Below are 23,497 nucleotides of genomic sequence, written 5' to 3'. Positions count from 1 at the left end.
AGACGCCGGCCAGCTCCCTATTGTTCTATTGAGAGGTATGCGATGTTGAATCCCCGCCGTTTTACCCTGATGGCCCCTCTGCTGGCACTGGCGCTGCCCGCCGTGGCAGCCCCCGACCCCGGCAACTGGCAAGACGTGTTAGCCGAGGCCGAGGGCCAAACCGTTTATTGGAACGCCTGGGGCGGGGATTCGCGTACCAATCGCTATATCGACTGGGTGGCCAAGCAAATGCAGGCGCAGCACAACGTGACGGTCGAGCACGTCAAGCTGGACGACACCAGCAGTGCGGTGTCCCGGGTACTGGCCGAAAAGCAGGCGGACAACGACGACGACGGCAGCATCGACCTGATCTGGATCAACGGCGAAAACTTTGCCGCGATGCGTGACCGCGACCTGCTGTTTGGCCCCTTCGCCGAATCGCTGCCCAACTTTGCGCTGACCAACGCCGCCGAGAATCCCGAAGTGGTGACCGACTTTACCCTGCCTACCGAGGGCTTTGAGTCGCCCTGGGGTAAGGCGCAGATCACCTTCTATTACGACGCTGATCAGGTCGACACGCCACCTCAGGACATGCAGGCACTGCTTGACTGGGCGCGCGCCAACCCGGGGCAGTTCAGCTACCCGAAAATCCCCGACTTCACCGGCAGCACCTTTTTAAAGCAGGCATTGATCGAACTGACCGATCAGGATGAGGCGCTTTATCAGCCCGTTGAAGAGAGCGATTTCGAAGCGGTGACAGCGCCGCTATGGGCCTATCTGGATGCGCTCCATCCGCACCTGTGGCGCAGCGGGCGCACCTTCCCTGACTCAGGCCCCAACCTGCGCACGCTGATGAGCGATGGCGAGCTGAGCCTGGCGTTTTCGTTCTACCCCACCGATGCCGCCGTGGCGGTAAGGGAATACGAACTGCCCGAGAGCGTGCGCAGCTATGTCCTGGACGGCGGCACGCTGGGTAACGTTCACTTCGTGGCGATTCCCTACAACTCGCCCCACAAGGCCGGCGCCATGGTACTGGCCGACTTTCTGATGTCGCCGGAAGCCCAGGCCCAAAAGCAGTCGCTCGCGATGTGGGGCGACCGCAGCGTGCTGGATATCGAGTCGCTCGACGCCGAAGATCAGGCGCTGTTCGAACAGGGTGATCGCCATCCTTCCGAGCTACCGGCGGATGCCCTGTCCAACACGCTCCCCGAGCCGCATCCGAGTTGGATGACGGCGCTACAGGATGCCTGGCTCGAGCGTTACGGCGTTAACTGAATATGCTGCGACTCGCGCCGGCGCTGCTTGTTACCCTACTGGTAATGCCGGTGGGGGCCGGCCTGCTGATGGTGCTGCTGCCGGCGTTCGGCTACCTGCCTGCGCTGGGCGGCGACGCAGTCAGCCTGGCGCCCTGGCGAATGCTGTTCGACCATCCCGGGCTTGGCCGTTCGGTGGCGGTAAGCTATGCCAGCGGCCTGGTGAGCACCTTGTTGGCGCTGGCCATCGTCGTGCTGTTTCTGGCCGCCAGCCGCGGTACTTGGCTGGACCGGGGCATTCGTCGCCTGGTATCACCGCTGCTGGCGATTCCCCACGCTGCCGTGGCCTTTGGCCTGGCGTTCTTGATGGCACCCTCCGGGCTACTGGCACGCTGGATATCCCCTGGCCTCACCGGTTGGGAGCGCCCGCCCGACTGGCTCATCGTCAACGACCCCCTGGGGCTTTCACTGATGGCCGGGCTGGTGCTCAAGGAAGCGCCGTTCCTGCTACTCATGTGCCTGGCCGCACTGCCTCAGCTGCGCCCCGAGCAAGGCGTTACCCTGGCGCGCTCGCTGGGTTATTCGCCGAGTATCGCCTGGTTGAAGGCCGTGCTGCCGGCGCTATATCCGCTGATTCGCCTACCGGTTTACGCGGTGATTGCCTACGCCACCTCGGTGGTCGACATGGCCATGATTCTGGGCCCGACGTTGCCGCCCACGCTGAGCGTGTCGATTCTGACCTGGTTCAACGATCCCGACCTGGAGCAGCGTTTCATGGCCTCCGCCGGGGCCGTGCTGCAGCTTGGCGTGACGCTGGCGGCGCTGCTGACCTGGTGGCTGGGCGAGCAGGCTATCAAACGGCTCGGCTATCACTGGGTGGTCAACGGCGTGCGGCGGCGGGGCTCGCTTGCCATCACGCTGGGCGGACGCGGGTTGCTGGGGATGACCACCCTGCTGGTACTGAGCGCGCTGGCCGGGCTGGCGGTGTTTTCGGTGGCCGGTTTCTGGCGCTTCCCTGACGCCTTGCCCGGGTCGTTCACCCTGGATCACTGGCAGCGCGTGCTGCCCACCGTCGCGACACCGCTCCTCAATACCCTGAGCGTGGGACTTGCCGCGACGCTGATAGCCGCGGTACTGGTCGTGGCCACGCTTGAAAGCGCGACGCGAAACCAGCTGCCGCCGCGGGCGGGCCAGTGGCTGCTGTATCTGCCACTGATGGTTCCCCAGGTGGCGTTCTTGTTTGGCCTGGTGGTCGCGGCGGAAAGCCTCGGCCTTGGCCCGCAGTGGTCGCTGGTGATGGTGGCGCATCTGCTGTTTGTGGTGCCCTACCTGTACCTGTCGCTTGCCGAAGCGTATCGGCGGCTGGATCCGCGCTGGCTGCAGGTCGCGCATTCGTTGGGGGCATCGCCGTGGCGAGCCTTCTGGCAGATACGGCTGCCGCTGCTGCTGGCGCCGCTGCTGACCGCCTGCGCGGTCAGCCTTGCCGTAAGTATCGGCCAGTACCTCCCTACGCTGTTGCTAGGCGGCGGCCGCGTCCCCACCATTACCACCGAAGCCGTCGCCATGGCCTCGGGCGGCAGCCGCCGCCTGATGGCGGTGCTGGCGCTGCTCCAGGCGCTGCTGCCATTCATCGGTTTTAGCCTGGCGCTGCTGATACCGCGCCTAATATGGGCCAGACGGCGCAATATGCGAGGCGTTGCATGACCGCCAGTCCCACGCTGCACATCCATCAGGTTCAGGTCTCGCTGAACGGCGATCCACTGCTTGCGATCGACCGATCCATCGCCCCCGGCGAGGTATTGACCGTCATGGGGCCGTCGGGGTCGGGCAAGTCCACGCTGCTGGCCTATCTCGCCGGGTTTCTGTCGCCTACCTTCAACGCCCGGGGCGAGGTATTTCTGGGCAACCTGCGTCTCGACACGCTACCCGCTGAGCAACGCGGGCTGGGGCTTTTGTTCCAGGATCCCCTGCTGTTTCCCCATTTGAGCGTGGCGGGCAACCTGCGTTTTGCGCTCCCCCGCGATGCGCGACACAAACAATCGCAGATCCGCGAGGCCCTTTCACAGGTCGGCATGGCGGATTTTGACACCCGGGACCCGGCCACGCTCTCCGGTGGCCAGCAGGCCCGCGTGGCCTTGATGCGGCTGCTGCTGTCGACGCCCAGAGCGGTGCTGCTGGACGAACCCTTTTCCAAGCTGGACACCGCACTCCGCCAGGACATGCGCGCGCTGGTATTCGGCCAGCTGCGCGACGCCGGCCTGCCGGCGCTGCTGGTCACCCACGACCACGCGGATGCCGAGGCGGCGGGAGGGCCAATCATTGAGCTTGGCTAGTCCACCGCCACCGGCGGCACTGAGCATTGTCATACCGGTGCTCAACGAAGCCGCAGGCCTTGAAGCAACCCTTGAAGCGCTTCAGCCACTGCGTGCCCAGGGCGCTGACGTCATCGTGGTGGATGGCGGCAGCGCCGATGAGAGCGTGGCGCTGGCGACGCCGCTGGCGGATAAGGTGATCAGCGGTGTGCCTAGCCGGGCACGGCAAATGAATCTGGGCGCACAGCTGGCAAGTGCCCAAGCGCTGGTGTTCCTGCATGCCGACACCCGGCTACCCGATGATGCCATGAGCCAGATCACCACGGCGCTGACCCGCCACGCCTGGGGGCGATTTTCGATTGCGCTGACAGGCCGCAGTCGCTGGCTGCCGGTCATCGGCTGGATGATGAACCAGCGCTCCAGGCTCACCGGCATCGCCACCGGCGACCAGGCGATCTTCGTGCGTGCCGCCACGTTTCGTCACCTCGGCGGGTTTGCCGACCAGCCCCTTATGGAAGACGTCGAACTGACGCAACGCCTCAGACGGGTGTCGCGCCCCGCCTGCCTGGCGGCGAAAGTGGTAAGCTCGGGAAGGCGTTGGGATCAACACGGCGCCTGGGCCACCATCCGCCTGATGTGGCGGCTGCGCTATCGCTACTGGCGCGGCGCGAGCCCGACTCAACTCGCCAAGGAGTACCGCGATGCCCGCTGAGCAGCCTCATTTACATTTGTTAGCCAAGGCCCCGCTGCCCGGGCAGGCGAAAACACGCCTGATGCCGCTGCTCGGCGCCGAAGGGGCCGCCGAGGCCCACGCCGAGCTGGTGCGTCACTGTGTGGCCAATGCCTGCCGGGCGCTGCCCGCCGAGCGCATCACGCTGTGGACAGCCCTCGACCACGCCCACCCGCTGTTTGGCGAGCTGGGGGCCCATTTCGGCATTGCCCTGCGTGCCCAGCCCGAAGGCGATCTGGGCGCACGTATTCGCCACGCCCTGGCGAGCACCCCCGGCCCTGGCATGGTCATGGGCAGCGACTGCCCAAGCGTCACCCGCGACTTGATCACGACCTGCGCGCAGCGCCTCGCCAGCTTTGAGGTCGTCCTGCTGCCCGCCGAAGACGGCGGCTACGGGCTCATCGGCACTCGGCACGACCACCCCGGGCTGTTTGAACTGATTCCCTGGGGCAGCAAGAGTGTCTTGACCGCCACCCGCCAGCGTATCGAGGCACTCGGCCTTAGCGCCAGCTATCCCGCCACGGTGTGGGACGTCGACCGCCCTGCTGATTGGCAACGCTGGAAAGGCGTTCAGGCACCGGTGTAAGGAAACACGCTGCCCGCCCACTGAACCTTACCTCTTAAATGGCTTTCGCTGGAGATGACCTTGAACCGACAACGCTTATTGATCGCCGCGCTACTCATCATTGCTATCGGTGCTTTTTTTCTGAGCGGCGCCCACCAATGGTTCACGCTCGACACCCTGAAAGCCTACCAAAATGATTTCCAGGCGGCGTTCAGCCAGTCACCCTGGCAGGTGGCAGGCATCTTCTTTGCCATCTATGTCGTGATGACCGCGCTGTCGTTGCCCGGGGCCACCCTGCTCACCCTGCTCGGCGGCACCCTGTTCGGGCTGGGCTGGGGGCTTTTGATCATCTCCTTTGCCAGTACGATGGGGGCGACGCTTGCGTTTCTGCTGTCGCGCTTCCTGTTCCGTCGCCCCATCGAAAAGCGCTTTCCGCGCCAGTTTGCCTCGGTCAACCGTGGCGTCGAGCGCGACGGCGCGCTGTATCTGTTCACCATGCGGCTGGTGCCGGTGTTCCCGTTCTTCATGATCAACCTGGTCATGGGCCTGACGCGTATCAAGACCGTCACGTTTTACTGGGTCAGCCAGGTGGCCATGCTTCCCGGCACCGCCATCTACGTCAACGCCGGGGGACAGTTGGGCGAGCTCGAGACGCTCAGCGGTATCCTGTCGCCGACGCTGATCGGCTCCTTCCTGCTGCTGGCCATCTTCCCCTGGATCGCCCGCCGCCTCGTGCGGCTGGTGCAGACGCGCAAGGCCTACCAGGGCTTTACCCGGCCCGAGCGCTTTGACTACGACATTCTGGTCATCGGCGGTGGCTCGGCCGGGCTGGTCACCAGCTATATCGCCAGCGCCGTCAATGCCAGGGTGGCGCTGGTCGAAAAGCACAAGATGGGCGGCGACTGCCTGAATACCGGCTGCGTGCCCTCCAAGGCGCTGATCCGCGCCGCCCGGGCGGCCCACGAGATTCGCACGGCTCCCCGCTTCGGTGTCACCGCCAGCGAGCCGCAGGTCGATTTCCCGCGCGTCATGGGGCACGTCCATCAGGCCATCCGCGATATCGAACCCCACGACAGCGTGGAGCGCTACCGCGGGCTGGGCGTCGAGGTCTACCAGGATCACGCCACACTGACCTCCCCGTGGCACGTCCAGGTCGGCGACCAGACCCTGAGCGCCCGGCATATCGTGCTGGCCACCGGGGCGCGGCCCAAGGTCCCGGCGATTACCGGCATCGAAAGCGCCCCCGTGCTGACCTCTGAAAACCTGTGGTCGCTGACCGAACTGCCCAAACGTCTAGTGGTGCTAGGTGGGGGCGCCATCGGCTGCGAACTGAGCCAGAGCTTCGCCCGCCTGGGCAGCCAGGTCACCCTGGTGGAAGGCATGCCTCAGCTGTTGGGTCGCGAGGACCAAGAAGTCGGCGAGGCCGTCGACGCCACCCTGACCCGTGAGGGCGTGACGGTGATGACCGAGGCCAAGGCGTTTGAGGTGGTCAGCGATGACGCCGGGCATCAGCTGGTCGTCGAGCAACACGGCGAGCGCACGACGCTGGCCTTTGATTACCTGCTGGTCAGCGTCGGTCGCCAGGCCAACATCGAAGGGCTGGGGCTCGAGGCCCTGGGTGTTACCACCAGCGCCGCCGGCACGCTGGAGCTCAACGAGCAGTTGCAAACGCGCCTGCCCAATCTCTGGGCCTGCGGTGACCTCGCCGGGCCCTACCAGTTGACCCATGCAGCGGCCCACCAGGCCTGGCATGCGGCGGTGAACGCCCTGTTTGGCGAATTGAAGCGCTTTGCGGTGGACTACCGCTTCATGCCCGCAGTCACCTATGTCCAGCCGGAGGTCGCCCGGGTCGGCCTGAACGAGAAAGAGGCGATCGACAAGGGCATTGACTATGAAGTGACCCGCTACGCCATGAGCGAAAGCGACCGCGCGATTGCCGAAGGCGCCACCGAGGGCTTTATCAAGGTGCTCACCGTGCCGGGAAGGGACAAGATTATCGGCGCGACCATCGTCGCGGAGAACGCCGGCGAATGGCTGGGCGAATTTACCCTGGCCATGAAACACGGCCTGGGCCTGAACAAGCTGCTGGGCACCATTCACCCTTACCCGACACTCGGCGAGGCCGCCAAGGCGACGGCAGGCGTATGGAAAAACGCTCACAAACCCGAGCGGGTGCTGAGACTGTTGAAGCGCTACTTTACCTGGCGGCGCGGCGAGTCGTAGCGATCCCCTCGGGGCGAGGCCTGGTCAGTTTGAATGGGCCTTGGCAAAGGTTTCCATCACCTGGTGCACGGTCTTGCGCTGCTCTGCGGGCAAGCTGCGGTATAACGCCAACAACCGTCGTTCCTCGCTGCTGGCAGACACATCCCAGGCGGCTTTCGGTTCCTGGATGGACGCGTGCTTCTCCCCACCATAGCGCAGCTGATGGGGATCCATGGCCAGCCAGCTTGCCAATACCTGAAGCTTTTCCTGGCTGGGAATGGAGTCCCCCCGCAGCCAGCGCCTGACCGCCTGGTAGGTAACCGGCTTTCCCCAGTAGCGCAGGTTGAATTCGCGCTCCAGGACGGAGGAGCGCACGTCATACCCCGCGCCTTGCATGGCGTTCTTTAATCGCTCGGCGAACATCTGTTTTTCATTCATGCCGCCAATGTGAAGCGATTATTCAATAAAAGTTGAATAACGGTTAACCTTTTGATTGAATCGTAACTTCAATACCCGTCCGTCGTTCCACCCATACCAAGCCACGCCTTGGCTGTTGAAGCCGTGCTTGAGGAGTCATTCAGGATGAGTGGCCTATCTTCCACACCGGTTAATTCGTTTGATTGCCTGTGCCATGCATTGGGCCTCATCAGCCGATCGGAAACGCCTGCGGTGCTTTTCGAGCGACTTTCCAGCACCCTGCACACACTGGTCGGCAGGCAACCCATCGCGCTTTATCGACGCTCACCATCGGGAGAGCTGCGGTTGACCTATTGCCACCCTGTCGACAGCGCCATCACCGCTTGCAGGCAGCTGATGGGCGTTCGCTCGCTGGATGAATTACGGGCGTTCGAATACCAGTATTATGCGCTGCCAGGCGAACACGGCGCATGGGGCTATATAGGCCATCCGTCTGCGCCGCCCAAGGAGGCCCTGCACTGGATCAGCATCGTTGTCGATATCGCTGCGCAGCGGCTCCGGCTGCTGAAAGCGGATCACATGGCCAGGCGTCAGATCGATCTCAAGGCCCGCCGCCGCCAGCTCTCTCGCGACATCAAACGGCTCACATCCCTTGCAGACTGCCTCCAGCATCACGGTCAGGGCTGGTGTGACATCTTTCAAGCGGATGGCATCGCGTTAGCCCACAAGGATGAGCTCTATTGTGTCGGAAAGACACCGGATCGGCGCTGTATTTTTCAACACCTCGGACACTTGGATGCACAAGCCGACCTGGACGACAGCCCGATAGAACTGGAGGGCGAGTGCCAGGGTGGGATTGCGACACCGCTGAGCATGGCCGGCAGTCAACTGGGATGGCTGTTGATGTTCCGTGCGCCGTCGACCGTCAGCTTTGCGGCGCGAGCGGCACCGGACATCCCGCTCAGTGTCTGGCTGCCGGTTGAAGCCTCCATGGTACTGGAACTCGCCGACGACCTGGCGGTTGCGATTACGGCCCTGGAAGTGGTTCACGTCAACCGCCAGTTGAGGAAAACCAATCAGCGCCTGGAAAGCCTTGCCCACACTGACCCGCTCACCCGCTGCTGGAACCGTTATTACACGGAGCACGTTATCGAGGCACTGTGTGCTTCCAGCCCCCCCTGCGCGGTGTCGATGTTTGATATTGATGACTTCAAGGGTATCAATGACACCTATGGCCATGCCGTCGGTGACGACATCCTGCGTGAGGTCGCCAACCTAGCGACGCAACTATTGCGCAGCAACGACTACCTGGGCCGATGGGGCGGCGAAGAGTTTATCGTGATCCTTGCTGACACGGCACAAGACGAAGGCGCTTTCATCGCCCAGCGGCTCTGCCGATACATCGAGCAACACCCCTTTTCCATTCCAGAGACGGTGACCATCAGTGCAGGACTTACCACCGTCCAGCCGGGTGAACCTTCCCACTCATTATTAGAACGCGTGGATAAAGGCATGTATCTTGCCAAGGCGGCAGGTAAAAATCAGGTCATGATCTGCTAGCGTGGCGGGTAAGGCGTTTGATCCAAGGCATGTAGCGAACGTTCCCATGCGGCGCTAGGCAGTTCTCGCCCTTGCGTTTTTACACGCATCACGACCTGTTCGCTACACACGCTATCAGAGAGGCATTGGCATGCAGCATCTATTACTGATTGGCGCGGGCCATGCGCACGCCTTCGTGCTGGAAGCCTTTGCCCGGCGCCCCGATACCAGGGTGGCCATCACCGTGGTCAGCGACAGTCACCTGGCCGCGTACTCAGGCAGCGTACCGGCCTGGCTGGCGGGGGAATGTTCGCTGCGTGACACCCAGATCGACGTCGCGGCACTCTGCCAGCGGGCAGGCGCGCGGTTTGTGTCTTCACCGGTGGTGGCCCTGGACAGCGCGGCGCGCCACGTCACCCTGGCCAGTGGCGAGACGCTGGCCTTCGACGTGGCCTCGCTCAATGTCGGCTCGACCCTGGCATTGCCGATACAGCATGGCGGCCACCTGCCGCATCTGCTGGCCATGCGCCCGCTGAGCTCGCTGCACCATCGCTGGCAGGCGCTGCGCGATGATATCGACCGGCTCCCTCAGGAAAGTCACCAGCGCGTGGTGAGCGTCGGGGGCGGTGCAGCAGGCTGCGAAACCTTGTTGAGCGTCCTGGCCCAGGTGCGCCACCAACGCCCGGATATCCATTGGTCGGGGCATCTGCTCAGCGCGTCGCCAACGCTGCTCCCCGGCGCGGGTCGGCTGCCCCGCTGGCTGACCCGGCGCGCATTAGCCAGGGCGGGCATTCAGCTACATCTCCGGCAGCGTGGGGCCTCGCTGGTCAAGGGCGGCGTCGCCACCACCCAGGGCGGCTTCATCGCCGCTGATATCGTGCTGTGGGCCACCGGAGCGGTCGGCCACGACTGGCTTTCCAGCACCCAGCTGCCGTTGGACGCTCAGGGATTTATTCAGGTCGAAAAGACGCTGGCAATCGTGGGCCAGCCGGGCATCTTCGCGGCCGGCGACTGCGCCGCGTTTGACCCGCCCCTGCCCAACGCCGGGGTGTATGCGGTACGCATGGGCTCCTGCCTGGCGGACAACCTGCGCCGGGCCTGCCACGGCGAGCCACTCACCGACTGGCAGCCGCCTAAACGCGTCCTCGCGCTGATCGGCACCGGCGACGGACGCGCCATTGCCAGCCGGGGCGCGCTGGGCATTAGGGGCAAGTGGGTGTGGGAATGGAAAAAGCGGATCGATGCGCGCTTTATCGCCCGCTTCAATCCGCCTTTTGAGGATCAATGACGACCGTCATATACGCACGGAACGGTCGTCTCGCCATCGCGACTAGTTCGATTCTCGCCAGCCACCGAGCACTCGACTATCCGGGCCAAAAAACACCAGCCGATCATGGTCGATCAAGTAGCGATAGGCGTTTTCGAGCATGTCCGTCACCCGTCGGGCGTCGTCCATGTTAGGGCACGCTTTGCGCGTGGTAGACAGCTCGCTTATCTCGATACGCTGGCTTTCGCCTAGCCGCGCCTCGCCGGTAAACCGATTACAGCCGTCGTGGCCGCTGATGCGGCCGTCCCGGTCGATTGCAAAAAAGGGGGGTTCCGGCATCGACAGCCGCTCGTTGGTGCCGACCAGCAACAGATTCCAGCGCTGCTCGACAACCGGCCCGGAAAGCTCGCCACCGCTTGGTGCTTCCTGGGGTGACGAGCTTGGGCCTGGCGCGCTGCTGCAGGCGCTGAGCAGCAGCGCGGCCGGGGCCAGCCAGAGGCATAAACGCCCGCCTTTCATGGTCATGATGAACCTTCCTTGAATGAGAATTACCAGCTGCCAGTATTTTCCATCGACGCCCAGGGCTCCTGGGGCGCCAGCGCGTCGCCTTTTTGCAACAGCTCAACCGAGATGCCATCCGGCGACTTGACGAAGGCCATATGGCCGTCCCGCGGCGGGCGGTTGATGGTGACGCCATTGTCAGCGAGCTTCTGGCACAGCGCATAGATATCATCGACCCGGTAGGCCAGGTGACCGAAATTGCGCCCGCCGGTATATGCTTCCGGATCCCAGTTGTAGGTCAGCTCAAGTTCCGGCGCCGTCAGCCGCGCTGAACGCTCCTCGTCGCCGGGGGCGGCGAGAAACACCAGCGTAAAGCGGCCTTTCTCGTTTTCCTTGCGACGCACTTCCTTGAGGCCCAGCAGCTCGCAGTAAAAGTGCAGCGAGGCATCCAGATCGCTGATGCGAACCATGGTGTGTAGGTATTGCATGCATCTCTCCTGATGGGGTCATGTAACGATGGTGACATAAAACGCCCGACGCGCGCTCATTATGCGTCAAGTTTAGCATTCCTGTTGCCGTCCTGCGGGCAGAACGGTGGCTCACGTGGCGCGCCGGTTGAGCGCATTAATTAGACAACAGTCTTACATGAGAATACTTTATTAACAATCATGTGCAATTAGCGTCACTTTCACCTTAACGGGGCTCGCCCCAGGGAGACAACGTGGATTCAGTCACACAGGCGGCACTGGGCGCAGCCGTGGGCGGCGCCGTATTGGGGCGACGACTGGGGCGCAAGGCCGCACTGATGGGCGCGCTGCTGGGCACCCTGCCGGACCTTGACGTGGTGCTCGACTACGGCGATGCGGTGGCCAACGTTACCGAGCACCGCGGCTTCAGCCACTCGCTGTTCGTGCTCACCGGCCTGGCCGCGTTGCTAAGCGTATTGAGCGCGGGACTGGCACCCGCCCGGGATATTTCGCTCGCCCGCTGGAGCGCCTTCTTTGGACTGATTCTGATCAGCCACCCGCTTTTGGATGCCTTGACCGCCTACGGCACCCAGCTACTGTGGCCGCTTGCGACCCCACCGGTCGCCTGGCCGCTGGTCTTCATCATCGACCCGTTTTACTCGCTGCCGCTGCTGGCCTGCCTGATCACCGCGTTACTGACCCGCCGGGTCAGGCGCTGGTGCGGCTGGGGACTGGCGATATCCAGCCTGTACCTGGTGCTGGCCTTTGGCGCCAAGCTCAGCGTTGAACACCGACTTGCGCCGGCGCTCGCCGAACAGGGGCTCGACACGGCACCGCACCTGGTACAGCCGACGCCGTTCAACATCCTGCTCTGGCGGGCCACCGTGGTCGACGGTGACCGCTACTATGAAAGCCTGGTGAGCCTGTTCGATAGCGATGCGCCGCCAGCTCTCGAGCCGCTACGCCGCGGCGCGGCGCTGGAAAGTGCGGCCTTCGACAGTCAGGCGGGGAAGCGACTTGCGTGGTTTGCCGGGCCGTTTCTACGCTACGAGATGCGCCCGATCGAGGGCAAGCTCACCTTGATCGCGACCGATCTACGCCTGGGGTTCCCAGGGTTTCATCCGTTCAGCTTCACGCTGGCCACCCGTGAGAACTCAAGGTGGCAGCCGGTCGACCCGACCGTCGAACTTGGCAGTGAGCGGGGCGTTCAGCTCGCCACGCTGTCGCGCCTGGCGGCACGCGCGTTGGGCGAGCGTGGCGCGCTTTGCGCCACTGCCTACGTGGCGGCTGAGTGGCAGCTTCAGCCGCTCAACCTACCCTGTTCGCCTGACGCCTAAGGCGCGATCCCCTGACCGCAGCCGCTGTATTGCTCACCGTCTACGGTCAGGGTGACCCGCGCCGGGAAGGGATGCCCACTCATGCCGTCGAAGCAGGCACCGGCTTCGATGCGCACACGGAAAAAGTCGTCGGCATCGGCATTTTCAAGCACCACGCGCCCGGCGTCGTTATCCATGACGCTGACCATGTAAGGCAGCGTTTCCTCGTTTTGCCCATACTGGGTCGACAGGGTAAGCTGGGGCGAGTCATGGGCCATGGCGACCGTCCAACCGGGTTCGTTGCCCTGCCCCCGGAACATCACGCCCGGGTAGTCCTCGCGGGTCAGGGCATCACGGCGGGCGGCCAGTTCGCACTTGAGCTGGCCGCGTGGCGTTTCGACCATGGCCTGCTCGCCGCGATTCCAGAAGCTGATCTCGCCGTCCTGATAGCGCGCACCGCTGGCCACAACGGCCTGGGGCAGGCGCCAGGCGCCGTGCAGCGACCATAGTCGCAGTATTTCGCCGTCGACAGCGGTCACCAGATGCTGGCGCGCCGGACTGCAGTGCCAGGCCTCGAAGGCATCCGCCTGGCCGGAAAACAGTGCCGAAGGCAGTAACGGCGCTTGGGTATCCAGCGCGGACTTGTCGTCTGAAGGGACAGCGCTCGAGGTCGGCTCCAGTGCAGCGCAGCCGCCGATCGCTACAATAGCAGTACCTAATACAACAAGCCTTACGGCAGGGGTGATCATGGCAAAAGGCTCCTGAGCTAACGAGTGGGTCACTTAGTGACGTTTGAAGGCATGTAAATCCTGGGGGTCGAAGCGCTCGACCTCGGCGGGCAAGCCGAGGGAAACCCGATGCTCGCGGATGCGCCGGGATTCATTATCGTCGCTTGGCTCACGGCCGTTGAACGCGGCAAGCTGCGCCAGCCCCTGATGATAAAAGGCCAGAATATCCAGCGCCGTGCGGTTATCCTCCCCCGTCGCCTGGTGAAGCGCTGGCAGATGGCCGTTGATCCGTGACAGGTGCTGCTTGAGCTGCCAGACATAGCCGACTTCCTGCATCCAGGGGCGGTCGCGTAACGCCGCAAACATGGCGCTGGTGGCAAGCAATCCGAGCACGCCGCCCAACACGTTGAGCCACAGGCTCTGGCCGAAGGCGGTGGTAAGCAGCATGGCAAACAACAGTCCGAAAATCAGCAGTTGCCCGGCCATGATAAAGGTGATCATACGCGCCTTGCGGCGGTAGCTCGTGGGGTCGTGCGGCTCCAGGGTGAAGACCATGGCCAACCTCGCAGGCATAAAAGTGTAGGACGTGCCTATGATACGGGGCTGGCCAGGGCAAACAAGTCATAGCGTTCGTCGCTTCCCAGGACAAGTTTCCGCAAGGGCGCTGTAGACCCATCCATGGGCGCTACTTTCGCCATCCATGGCGAAAGGCCCTTGCTTTAACTTGTCCTGGGCATCTCGCTCGTGTGTTTCGTTACCTACGACAAGCGTTCCGCAGCGTTCTTTAACAGATGTTCGGTGGTTTCCCAGCCGACGCAGGCGTCGGTGACCGAGACGCCGTAACGCAGGGCGCCGGGCTTGAGCGGCTGCTTGCCTTCATAAAGGTGACTTTCCAGCATCAGCGCCACCAGGTTGGCATCGCCTGCCTGGCGCTGGGCCAGAACGTCGAGCATCACCTCGCTTTGGCGGCGGTGGTCCTTGCGCGCGTTGGCGTGGCTGCAGTCGACCATCAGACGGGGATTCTGTCCCGCTTCGCGCAGTGTATTGACGGCGGCGCGTACGTGGTGGGCCTGGTAATTGGGCTCGCCGTGGCCGCCGCGCAGTACCACATGGGTATGCGGGTTGCCGGCCGTCTGCTGCATGACCGGGCGCCCCTGGTCATCGAGGGCAAACCGCTGGTGCGAATGCGCCGCTGCCTGCATGGCATCGACGGCCACCTGGATATCGCCGCTGGTGGCGTTCTTGAAGCCGACCGCCGCAGTGAGGTCGCTGGCGAGCTCCCGGTGCAGCTGGGACTCGGTCGTGCGCGCACCGATCGCCACCCAGCTCAGGACATCTTCCAGATAGGGCGCCAGCATTGGCTGGAGCAGCTCGGTGGCCACCGGCAAGCCGCGACGCGCCACGCTCTGCATGACGTCGCGGGACAGCGCCAGGCCCTTGGGCAAATCACCGTGACCGTTCAACTGCGGGTCATAGGCCAGGCCTTTCCAGCCCACGGTGGTGCGGGGTTTTTCGACGTACACCCGCATGACCGGCAGAATCCGCTCGCTGACCTCGTCGCTCAAGGCGGCAAGACGGTCGGCGTAGTCGAGCGCGGCCTCAGGGTCGTGCACCGAGCAGGGGCCGACCACCACCAGAAGGCGATCGTCCTGTCCGGCAAGGATGCGCTGCACCGCGCGGCGCTGATCGGCAATCTGCGCCGCGAGCGCGGCATCCATGGGCAGCTGGGCGTGTAATTCAGACGGCGTGGGCAGCCGCATCGTCGTCGAATCGTGCGAGGTGGCCGGCGTATTGCGCATGGCGCTGACGGTGGCATTCATGGGGTTAACTCTCCGTAATCGTGGGACATCGTTTGACCAGCAGGCCACCGGTACGGGCACGGTCGGAGGTGGCAGCTGACACCGACCGCGCGTCGCTAAATCGCCAGCCGTCGTCCAGATAGCGATGTTCACCAGCGAATAAATAGGCGCGATAGGTCATGGTCAGCTCCTCAATGAAATACCTGTGAATGGATAAAACGCTCGTCAATGCTGCTTTGCTCAATAATGGTTTGCCTGACATGCAAAAAGCCCCGGTGGGGTTACCCACCGGGGCTTCTTCGTTCGGCAGGCAACCCGTGGGGTGTGCCTGAAAGCGCGACGTTAGGCGTCGGCCATCGGCACACCGTTGCTAAACCAATAGCCATAACCAAAAACGCCAGGCGCGCAGCCACTATCCGCCATTATTGGCAGGCGGAAAACAGAGAACTGGGCACATGGTGATAACATAAAACGTCCTGTTATGGTGTGGCTGCAACACGGCGGCAGCGAACGGTCTGGAACACGTCTTTTATCCTGCCTGTATGCGCTGACAATAGCAACACCCGGTGCGATTTATGCGCCCCGGCGCCTTCAGCGACGCGGCGCGTAGGAGAACACATCGGAGAATACCCGATTCTCGTCGAGCCCCTTGCGCTCCAGCACGTCCATGCAGGCGTACACCATACCGGGAGAGCCGGAGATGAACACGTCCCACTCACTGGGCGTCATCGACGACTGTTCGAGCGCCAAGTCGATGCGCCCCTGGTGGTGATGGATGCGCTCGCCAGAGGCCATCGGCTCGGTCAGCGGAAACTCGGTGACGGCCTGGAAGTCGACGTTGGGATAACGCTGCGCCCAGTCGCAGGCGAGGTTTTCCGCATACAGATCGCGGTGCTCACGTACCGCCCACCACAGCGATACCCGACGTTCGGGCTGATGCGCAAGCGAGGCTTCAATGATCGCTTTCATCTGGGCAAAGCCGGTACCCGCCGCAATCAGCCATAGCGGACGCTCGCTTTGGGTGTCCAGCACGCAGTCGCCGCCGGGTAACCGCACGGTGAGCTGATTGGCGACCTGGAGCAGCTCGCGCAGCCGCGCGGAGTTGTCGCGCTCGGGCCAGTGCTGGATATGCAGCTCGATGATGCCGTCGCCACGCTCGGCACTGGCGATCGAGAAAGGCACCCAAGTGGCATCGTCGAGCTTGAGCTCCAGATACTGCCCGGGGGCGTGCTGCATGGCTTCGGCGCGCCCCTCGAGGGTAACGCCGAATACGTCGGGGTTGAGATCCTCGACGGCCGTAACGTGGCAAGTCAACATCCTTGCGCTCATGAAAGCCTCTATGGTTAGAAAAGGTCTGGAATACTAGGTGTTGCTACCTTTGCGCGCGGGCGGCAAGGGAATATCGATGCCCAGGCTGTCCCAGCGCGCGTCGACGCGGGCTTTGACGTCCTCGTCCATGACGATGGGCGTGCCCCATTCGCGATCGGTTTCGCCTGGCCACTTGTTGGTGGCGTCGAGGCCCATTTTCGACCCTAAACCGGACACCGGCGACGCGAAATCGAGGTAGTCAATCGGCGTGTTTTCGACCATGACGGTGTCCCGTGCCGGGTCCATGCGCGTGGTAATCGCCCACATCACGTCTTCCCAGTTGCGCGCGTCGACGTCATCATCCAGGACGATGACGAACTTGGTATACATGAACTGGCGCAGAAAGCTCCATACCCCCATCATCACGCGCTTGGCGTGGCCGGGGTACTGCTTCTTCATGGTGACCACTGCCATGCGGTAGGAGCAGCCTTCCGGCGGCAGGTAGAAGTCGATGATTTCCGGGAACTGCTTGTGCAGAATGGGCACGAACACTTCGTTCAGCGCCACGCCCAGGATGGCGGGCTCATCCGGCGGCCGACCGGTGTAGGTCGAATGATAGATCGCGTCGCGACGCATGGTCATGCGCGTGACGGTGAACACCGGGAAGTGGTCGACCTCGTTGTAGTACCCGGTGTGGTCCCCATAGGGGCCTTCCGGCGCCATGTCATCGGGGTAAATAAACCCTTCGAGGATGATTTCGCTCGAGGCGGGCACGTCGAGTTCGGCATGCGCGCACTTGACCAGCTCGGTGCGCGAACCGCGCAGCAGCCCGGCAAAGGCATACTCGGACAGCGTGTCCGGCACCGGCGTGACCGCGCCCAGAATCGTGGCCGGGTCAGCGCCCAGCGCCACCGCCACGGGAAACGGCTCGCCGGGGTGGGCCTTTTGGAACTCGAGGAAATCCAGCGCGCCACCGCGATGGGATAGCCAGCGCATGATCAGGCGGTTCCTGCCAATCTTCTGCTGGCGGTAGATACCCAGGTTCTGGCGCTTTTTGTGCGGCCCCTGGGTGATCACCAGCGGCCAGGTCACCAGCGGCGCGGCATCGCCCGGCCAGCAGTGCTGGATAGGCAGTCGCCCGAGGTCGACCTCGTCGCCTTCAAGGATCACTTCCTGAACCGGCGCGCGCTTGACGTGCTTGGGGCCCATGCTGAGCACCTGCTTGAAGATCGGCAGCTTGCTCCAGGCATCCTTGAGCCCCTTGGGCGGATCTGGTTCCTTGAGAAAGGCCAGCAGCTTGCCGACTTCGCGCAGCGCTTCGACCGAATCCTGGCCCATGCCCAGGGCCACCCGTTTGGGCGTACCAAACAGATTGCCCAGCAGCGGCATGTCGTGGCCCTTGACGTTTTCAAACAGTAACGCCGGACCACCGGCACGCAGGGTGCGGTCACAGATTTCGGTGATTTCCAGGTAAGGATCGACTTCAGCGGTAATTCGCTTCAGTTCGCCCTGGGCTTCGAGGGCCGTGATGAACTCGCGCAGATCATGGTACTTCAATGCACACTCCCCGGCTGGCGGTCGTGCCGCGACATCTGTGTGGGCTGACGCTAGCGGCGCTTCATCGCGTCAAAGAATTCCAGATTGGTCTTGGTGTCTTTCAGACGGTCAATCAGAAATTCAGTAGCGGCGGTATCTTCCATGGGATTCAGCAGCTTGCGCAGGATCCACATGCGCTGCATCTCGTCTTCGGAGGCCAGCAGATCTTCGCGACGCGTGCCACTGCGGCGAATATTGATCGCCGGGAAGACGCGCTTTTCGGCCAGCTTGCGATCAAGGTGCGCTTCCATGTTGCCGGTGCCCTTGAACTCTTCGAAAATGACTTCGTCCATTTTCGAGCCGGTATCCACCAGGGCGGTGGCAATAATCGTCAGGCTGCCACCCTCTTCGATATTACGTGCCGCCCCGAAGAAACGTTTGGGCTTCTCGAGGGCGTGGGCATCGACACCACCGGTCAGCACCTTACCGGAGCTGGGGACGACGGTGTTGTAGGCACGCGCCAGGCGGGTGATGGAATCAAGCAGGATGACCACGTCTTTCTTGTGCTCAACCAGCCGCTTGGCTTTCTCGATGACCATTTCGGCCACCTGGACGTGCCGGGCGGGCGGTTCATCAAAGGTCGACGCCACCACTTCGCCACGCACGGTGCGCGACATCTCGGTCACTTCCTCGGGCCGCTCATCGATCAGCAGCACGATCAGATGGCACTCGGGGTTGTTGCGCGTGATCGAGGTGGCAATGTTCTGCAGCATCAGCGTCTTGCCCGCTTTTGGCGGGGACACCAGCAAGCCACGCTGGCCTTTGCCGATGGGCGCGGTCAGATCGATGATCCGCGAAGTCAGATCCTCGGTGGAGCCGTTACCGATCTCCATGCGCAGACGATCGTCCGGGAACAGCGGCGTCAGGTTCTCGAAGAGAATCTTGTGCTTGGCGTTCTCCGGGCGGTCAAAGTTGATCTGGCTGACCTTGAGCAGCGCAAAATAGCGTTCGCCTTCTTTCGGCGGACGTATCTTGCCCGAAATGGAGTCGCCCTTGCGCAGGTTGAAACGACGGATTTGTGAAGGCGAGACATAAATGTCGTCCGGCCCGGCGAGATAAGAGCTGTCGGCGCTGCGCAAGAAGCCAAAGCCATCCTGAAGAATTTCCAGCACACCGTCGCCATAGATATCCTCACCGCTTTTGGCGTGCTTCTTGAGGATGGCAAAGATGATGTCCTGCTTGCGCGAACGGGCCAAGTTATCGATACCCATTTCACGGGCGATATCGAGCAGCTCGGGAACGGTTTTTTGCTTGAGTTCAGTGAGATTCATCGGTGTGTTAGAAAGTTGCTCATGAAAGCTGGGCGCCAGGCGCCGGGATAAGACAGGAGGCGTTCATTCCGCCGTGTGATGCGTTCAGACCCCGAGAAGACACGCGCTCGAATAAAGGGGCTAGACCGAATCGTATTAACCACAGGATTAACAGTGATTCAGTTCGAGGGTGCTGGTGCTGGTAACTCTGGTCAGCACAGGAACGGCTTAACCAGCGGGTTATCTGACGACTTGGACATCTGGCCGACATCAACCGGCGCGATAGTTAAACATTCACCGCGCTATGGCGCCGACGTCGACGCTGAATGATGCCTGGGGCGACCTAGTTTATATATGGGTAAATCCGGTCGGATCAAGCCAGTAGCTCGATGTTAGTCAACCCCTGCGCCAAACGCAAGCTTTTGGCAATTGACAATAAATAAAGCCCCCCGCAACCTTGGCATAGCCAACACGAAGGATAGCCCATGCCCAAGGACATTTCGTTCCCCCTCGACGCGCCTGCCACAGCGGCTGACAGGGACACCCCGCAACGCCTCGCCGCTATCGACCTGGGGTCGAACAGCTTCCACCTGTTGGTGGCCAACTATCAGAATGAGCGCCTTCAGGTCGTGGCGCGGATGGGCGAAAAGGTCCAGCTGGCGGCAGGCCTAGACGACAGCGGTCAGCTCAGCGAAGCGGCCATCCAGCGTGCCCTGGACTGCCTGGGTCGGTTTGCGCCCTTCCTGAGCGATATCACCCAGCAGAATCTTCGCATCGTCGGGACCAATGCGCTGCGCGATGCGCATAACAGCCAGGCCTTTATCGAGCGCGCCGAGGCCCAGCTGGGCCACGCCATCGAGATCATCGCCGGCCGCGAAGAGGCGCGGCTGATCTACCTGGGGGCGGCCCACGCCCTGGCCGAAAACGGTCGCCGCTTGATTGTCGATATCGGCGGCGGCTCCACCGAGTTCATCATCGGCGAGGCCTTTGAACCCAGGGCACTGGAAAGCCTGCGCATGGGCTGCGTGACGTTTTCACGGCGGTTTTTCCCCGAGGGCGAGCTGAGCGAAAAGCGTATGCGCCGCGCCGAGCTTGCCGCGCTTTCGGAGCTGGCCAATATCCAGCGCCCCTACCAGCGCCTGGGCTGGGATGACCCGGTGGGCTCCAGCGGCACCATCAAGGCGGTGGCCGGCGTACTTTACGCCTACGGCGATACGTCGCAGGAAGGACTGATTACCCGCAGCGGACTCAAGAAGCTGCGCGAGCGGCTGATCAAGTGCAAGCAGCTGGACAACGTCGCCCTCGACGGCTTGAAGGCCGACCGCGCCAAGGTGTTTCCCGCCGGCGTGGCCATATTGAGTGCGATTTTCGAAGCCTTTGATCTCAGCCAGATGCGCTTCGCCGACGGCGCTCTGCGCGAAGGGGTGCTGTATGACATGGCCGGGCGCAACAGCGCCGAGGATTCACGCTCGAAGAGCCTGGACGTGCTCAAGCGCACCTACGAGGTGGATAGCCGCCAGGCCGACAACGTGGCGGATACCGCCGCCCGGCTGTTTGACGCGGTGAGCCGCGAGTGGTCGTTAAGCCCTGGCCTGGGGCGCTACCTGCAGTGGGCGAGTCATGTCCACGAGATCGGCCTGGCGATTTCCCACAGCCAGTTCCATCGCCACGGGGCGTACCTGCTCGAACATTCAGACCTTGCCGGGTTTTCGCGCCCGGAACAGCAGCTGCTGGCATTTCTGGTACGCGCCCATCGCCGCAAGTTTCCGCTCAAGGAGTGGCAGGCGCTGCCCAAGCATCAGCAGGCGCAAAACGCCAAGCTGGCACGCCTGCTGCGCCTGGCGGTGCTGCTGAACCATTCGCGGCCGGAGAACGCCCCGCCGCTTCCCGCTATCGCCGCGAGCGGCGATGAGATGACCATCACGCTGCCCGAAAGCGACGAACCAACGCTGCTGAGCACCGACCTCGAGCAAGAGCAAAGCTACATGGAGTCGGCAGGCTTCAGGCTGACCCTCGTTGAGCCCCCTGCCCGTCAAACCTAGCCCCTTCCGCCCGCCACAACAGCGTGTCGGGGGGCTGCACCACGCCCAGGCACGCGTCCCCCTGCATCACCATGATGAGCCGTTCACGCTGCCAGGGCGGCAGCCGTGTTGCTTGCAGCAGCCGCTTCACGTCGCGCCGCCCGCGTTCGGGAAGACGAATTACCTCGCCGCCCTGCCGCCAGCGAAGCGTGACCGGTCGCTGGCTGTCCAGCGCCAGCGTCAGCGGCCCAAGCGGCGTCAAAAGCCCAGGCTGCCCGTCCCACGTCACCTGCCAGGGGGGAAGATCCCTCCAGGGAGGCATCAGATACAGGCAGCGCCGCCAGATGCGCGCTTCGGCCCCGGGCCAGGTGACGCGCACCTGGGCATCGCGTCCGGCGCTCAACTGGTCAAGCAGGGTTTCCAGCCGCTGGCGCGGCGGCTTAGGCAGGCCCGCCTGCTGGCACGCGGTGCGTACCAGCAACCGTTGACGCGGGCGGTCGCGTAGACCAAGCGCGGCCACGTCGAGACTGTCATCGCCATGCGTCAGCGTCTGGAGCTCCTCACCGGCATAGGCGGCCAGTAGCTGGTCGGCCTCGCCGGCGTGTCGCGCGCTTTGCGCAAGCCCACGCTGCGCCCCGGGCCAGCGGGCCTCAAGCGCGGGGAATACCCGATGTCGCAGGCGGTTGCGGTCCAGGCCAACGTCCTGATTGGTCGGGTCGTCGCACCAGTCGAGAGTCAACGTATTGGCGACCTCGGCCAGCTGTTGGCGACTGACGTACAGCCAGGGACGCAGCAGGGTCATGCCCTGCCAATCGCGCCGATAGGGCATCGCCGCCAGCCCGCGAATACCGCTGCCGCGCAGCGCCGCCAGCAGCAGCGTTTCGGCCTGATCATTCTGATGCTGCGCCAGCCACAGCGTATCGCCGGGCGGCACATGGCGCCGAAAGGCATCAAGGCGGGCCCGGCGGGCGGCGCCTTCGAGCCCTTCCCCGTGACGTTTGACCGACACCTGGGCCACCGTGAGCGGCACATCCAGCGCCGCACACAGGGTCTCGCAGTGGGCCTCGAACGCCTCGGCGGCTGGCTGCAGGGCATGGTTGACGTGAAGCGCCCTGAGCGGTCGCTGGTGCCGCCGGCAGACTGCAGCGGCCAGTGTCACAAGCAGCGACGAGTCGAGGCCGCCGGATAGGGCCACCCAAATGGCGCGCCCCGATGGGGTTTCCACCAGGGCGTCGTCAAGCAGGTCAATCAGCGGTTCAGGCGGCTGGGGCGCCATAGCTCATCAGGCGGTCGTAGCGGCGTGCCAGAAGCGCGTCGGTGTCCATCCCCTGCAGGCGATCGATACTGGCCACCATGGCCTCCTTGACGCGCTCGGCAGTGGTCACCGGATGGCGGTGGGCGCCGCCCAGCGGTTCCTTGATCAGCGAGTCGACAAAGCCCAGCTCTTTCAAGCGCTCGGCGGTAATACCCATCGCCTGGGCGGCTTCGGAGGCCTTGTCGGCGCTCTTCCACAGAATCGACGCGCAGCCTTCCGGCGAGATCACCGAATAGGTCGAATACTGCAGCATCTGCAGCTCATCGCAGACGCCGATGGCCAGCGCGCCGCCGGAGCCGCCCTCGCCCACCACCGTGGAGATGATCGGGGTCTTGAGGCGCGACATGACCGCCAGGTTATAGGCAATCGCCTCGGACTGACCGCGCTCTTCGGCGTCGATACCCGGGTAGGCGCCCGGCGTGTCGATGAAGGTCAGCACCGGCATCTTGAAACGCTCGGCCATTTCCATCAGCCGGCAGGCCTTGCGGTAGCCTTCGGGACGCGGCATGCCAAAATTGCGCCGCACCTTTTCCTTCACGTCGCGACCCTTCTGGTGGCCAATCACCATGACCGGCTGGTCATCCAGACGCGCAACGCCGCCTACCAGGGCGGCATCGTCACCGAAATTGCGATCGCCGTGCAGCTCGTCAAAATCGCTGAACATGTGCTCCAGATAGTCCAGCGTATAGGGACGCTGCGGGTGTCGCGACAGCTGGGACACCTGCCAAGGCGTCAGATCCTTGAAGATCGATTCCGTCAGCTTGCGGCTTTTTTCTTCCAGCCGGGCGATTTCGTCGGAAAGATTGACCTGGCTATCGGAGCTGACCAGACGCAGCTCCTCAATTTTTGCCTGAAGCTCGGCAATCGGCTGTTCAAAATCGAGATAGTTGGGATTCATCGGCTCTGCCTGTTAAAAATAAGCCCTGTCGAAA

The 23,497-nt window shown here is 63.3% G+C and carries 22 protein-coding genes; 10 read left to right on the top strand and 12 right to left on the bottom strand.

Translation table 11 applies throughout. The features are described 5' to 3' along the window. Positions 1-42 precede the first annotated feature (42 nt). Genes QC815_RS10770 through QC815_RS10745 form a run of 6 tightly spaced genes read left to right on the top strand, consistent with a single transcriptional unit; the run spans position 43 to position 7,062 of the window. The gene (locus tag QC815_RS10770) at positions 43-1,254 is read left to right on the top strand and encodes an ABC transporter substrate-binding protein (protein ID WP_309768437.1); all 1,212 of its coding nucleotides are present in this window, start codon (positions 43-45) and stop codon (positions 1,252-1,254) included. A 2-nt stretch (positions 1,255-1,256) separates the two neighbouring features. Beyond that, the gene (locus QC815_RS10765; protein ID WP_309768435.1) at positions 1,257-2,936 is read left to right on the top strand and encodes an ABC transporter permease; all 1,680 of its coding nucleotides are present in this window, start codon (positions 1,257-1,259) and stop codon (positions 2,934-2,936) included. Next, positions 2,933-3,565, top strand: coding sequence for an ATP-binding cassette domain-containing protein (locus QC815_RS10760; protein WP_230447179.1), 633 nt, complete (start codon positions 2,933-2,935; stop codon positions 3,563-3,565). Before QC815_RS10765 ends, QC815_RS10760 begins: the two co-directional genes overlap by 4 nt. Further along, positions 3,552-4,256, top strand: a complete 705-nt coding sequence (locus QC815_RS10755) for a TIGR04283 family arsenosugar biosynthesis glycosyltransferase (RefSeq protein ID WP_230447180.1) — start codon at positions 3,552-3,554, stop codon at positions 4,254-4,256. The genes QC815_RS10760 and QC815_RS10755 overlap by 14 nt, the downstream gene beginning before the upstream one ends. Then, positions 4,246-4,860: a TIGR04282 family arsenosugar biosynthesis glycosyltransferase gene (locus QC815_RS10750; protein WP_230447181.1), complete on the top strand. Its 615-nt coding sequence runs from the start codon at positions 4,246-4,248 to the stop codon at positions 4,858-4,860. Before QC815_RS10755 ends, QC815_RS10750 begins: the two co-directional genes overlap by 11 nt. Positions 4,861-4,920: 60 nt before the next feature. After that, positions 4,921-7,062: an FAD-dependent oxidoreductase gene (locus QC815_RS10745; protein WP_230447182.1), complete on the top strand. Its 2,142-nt coding sequence runs from the start codon at positions 4,921-4,923 to the stop codon at positions 7,060-7,062. A 24-nt stretch (positions 7,063-7,086) separates the two neighbouring features. Here QC815_RS10745 and QC815_RS10740 read toward each other — a convergent pair whose 3' ends face one another. Further along, on the bottom strand, positions 7,087-7,464 hold the full coding sequence (locus QC815_RS10740; protein WP_230447183.1) for a transcriptional regulator: 378 nt from the start codon (positions 7,462-7,464) through the stop codon (positions 7,087-7,089). Positions 7,465-7,623: 159 nt separating this feature from the next. On the opposite strand from QC815_RS10740, the gene QC815_RS10735 reads away from it, so the two are divergent. Then, positions 7,624-9,018, top strand: a complete 1,395-nt coding sequence (locus QC815_RS10735; RefSeq protein WP_309768431.1) for a sensor domain-containing diguanylate cyclase — start codon at positions 7,624-7,626, stop codon at positions 9,016-9,018. Positions 9,019-9,148: 130 nt separating this feature from the next. Beyond that, complete coding sequence (locus QC815_RS10730) at positions 9,149-10,285, top strand: FAD-dependent oxidoreductase (protein ID WP_230447185.1); 1,137 nt, start codon at positions 9,149-9,151, stop codon at positions 10,283-10,285. Positions 10,286-10,327: 42 nt separating this feature from the next. Here QC815_RS10730 and QC815_RS10725 read toward each other — a convergent pair whose 3' ends face one another. Beyond that, positions 10,328-10,789, bottom strand: coding sequence for an META domain-containing protein (locus QC815_RS10725; RefSeq protein WP_309768429.1), 462 nt, complete (start codon positions 10,787-10,789; stop codon positions 10,328-10,330). 23 nt (positions 10,790-10,812) lie between these two features. Continuing rightward, the gene (locus QC815_RS10720; RefSeq protein WP_309768427.1) at positions 10,813-11,253 is read right to left on the bottom strand and encodes a VOC family protein; all 441 of its coding nucleotides are present in this window, start codon (positions 11,251-11,253) and stop codon (positions 10,813-10,815) included. 233 nt (positions 11,254-11,486) lie between these two features. Here QC815_RS10720 and QC815_RS10715 point away from each other — a divergent pair, with 233 nt between their 5' ends. Further along, the gene (locus QC815_RS10715; protein ID WP_309768425.1) at positions 11,487-12,569 is read left to right on the top strand and encodes a metal-dependent hydrolase; all 1,083 of its coding nucleotides are present in this window, start codon (positions 11,487-11,489) and stop codon (positions 12,567-12,569) included. Here the strand turns inward: QC815_RS10715 and QC815_RS10710 are convergent. From QC815_RS10710 to rho, 7 genes are all read right to left on the bottom strand, one after another. Beyond that, positions 12,566-13,297: an MliC family protein gene (locus QC815_RS10710; protein WP_309768424.1), complete on the bottom strand. Its 732-nt coding sequence runs from the start codon at positions 13,295-13,297 to the stop codon at positions 12,566-12,568. The genes QC815_RS10715 and QC815_RS10710 overlap by 4 nt on opposite strands. A 33-nt stretch (positions 13,298-13,330) precedes the next feature. After that, positions 13,331-13,831: a DUF3087 family protein gene (locus QC815_RS10705; protein WP_309768422.1), complete on the bottom strand. Its 501-nt coding sequence runs from the start codon at positions 13,829-13,831 to the stop codon at positions 13,331-13,333. 203 nt (positions 13,832-14,034) lie between these two features. Next, positions 14,035-15,096 carry a 3-deoxy-7-phosphoheptulonate synthase gene (locus tag QC815_RS10700; RefSeq protein WP_309768420.1) on the bottom strand — a complete coding sequence of 354 codons (1,062 nt, stop codon included), beginning with the start codon at positions 15,094-15,096 and terminating at the stop codon, positions 14,035-14,037. A 4-nt stretch (positions 15,097-15,100) separates the two neighbouring features. Beyond that, positions 15,101-15,256 carry a hypothetical protein gene (locus QC815_RS10695; protein ID WP_230447191.1) on the bottom strand — a complete coding sequence of 52 codons (156 nt, stop codon included), beginning with the start codon at positions 15,254-15,256 and terminating at the stop codon, positions 15,101-15,103. A gap of 410 nt (positions 15,257-15,666) precedes the next feature. Then, on the bottom strand, positions 15,667-16,404 hold the full coding sequence (locus tag QC815_RS10690) for an FAD-binding oxidoreductase (protein WP_230447192.1): 738 nt from the start codon (positions 16,402-16,404) through the stop codon (positions 15,667-15,669). A gap of 33 nt (positions 16,405-16,437) precedes the next feature. Next, positions 16,438-17,940, bottom strand: coding sequence for a 4-hydroxy-3-polyprenylbenzoate decarboxylase (gene ubiD / locus QC815_RS10685; RefSeq protein WP_309768417.1), 1,503 nt, complete (start codon positions 17,938-17,940; stop codon positions 16,438-16,440). 50 nt (positions 17,941-17,990) lie between these two features. Further along, complete coding sequence (rho, locus tag QC815_RS10680) at positions 17,991-19,250, bottom strand: transcription termination factor Rho (protein WP_230447194.1); 1,260 nt, start codon at positions 19,248-19,250, stop codon at positions 17,991-17,993. 464 nt (positions 19,251-19,714) lie between these two features. Between rho and ppx the strand changes: the two genes are divergently transcribed. Further along, entirely contained in the window at positions 19,715-21,271 is a 1,557-nt protein-coding gene (gene ppx / locus QC815_RS10675; RefSeq protein ID WP_230447195.1) for an exopolyphosphatase, read from the top strand. Here ppx and tilS read toward each other — a convergent pair. Both tilS and QC815_RS10665 read right to left on the bottom strand, forming a co-directional pair. After that, positions 21,231-22,526 carry a tRNA lysidine(34) synthetase TilS gene (tilS, locus tag QC815_RS10670; RefSeq protein ID WP_309768414.1) on the bottom strand — a complete coding sequence of 432 codons (1,296 nt, stop codon included), beginning with the start codon at positions 22,524-22,526 and terminating at the stop codon, positions 21,231-21,233. The two genes, ppx and tilS, sit on opposite strands and share 41 nt — an antisense overlap. Continuing rightward, the gene (locus tag QC815_RS10665; protein ID WP_230447197.1) at positions 22,507-23,463 is read right to left on the bottom strand and encodes an acetyl-CoA carboxylase carboxyltransferase subunit alpha; all 957 of its coding nucleotides are present in this window, start codon (positions 23,461-23,463) and stop codon (positions 22,507-22,509) included. The genes tilS and QC815_RS10665 overlap by 20 nt, the downstream gene beginning before the upstream one ends. Positions 23,464-23,497 lie beyond the last annotated feature (34 nt).

The organism is Vreelandella gomseomensis (assembly GCF_031451645.1).
GTDB classification, from domain to species: Bacteria; Pseudomonadota; Gammaproteobacteria; order Pseudomonadales; family Halomonadaceae; genus Vreelandella; species Vreelandella gomseomensis.
Note: the sequence above shows the minus strand (reverse complement) of the source record. Positions and strands in the feature narration are given on the sequence as shown.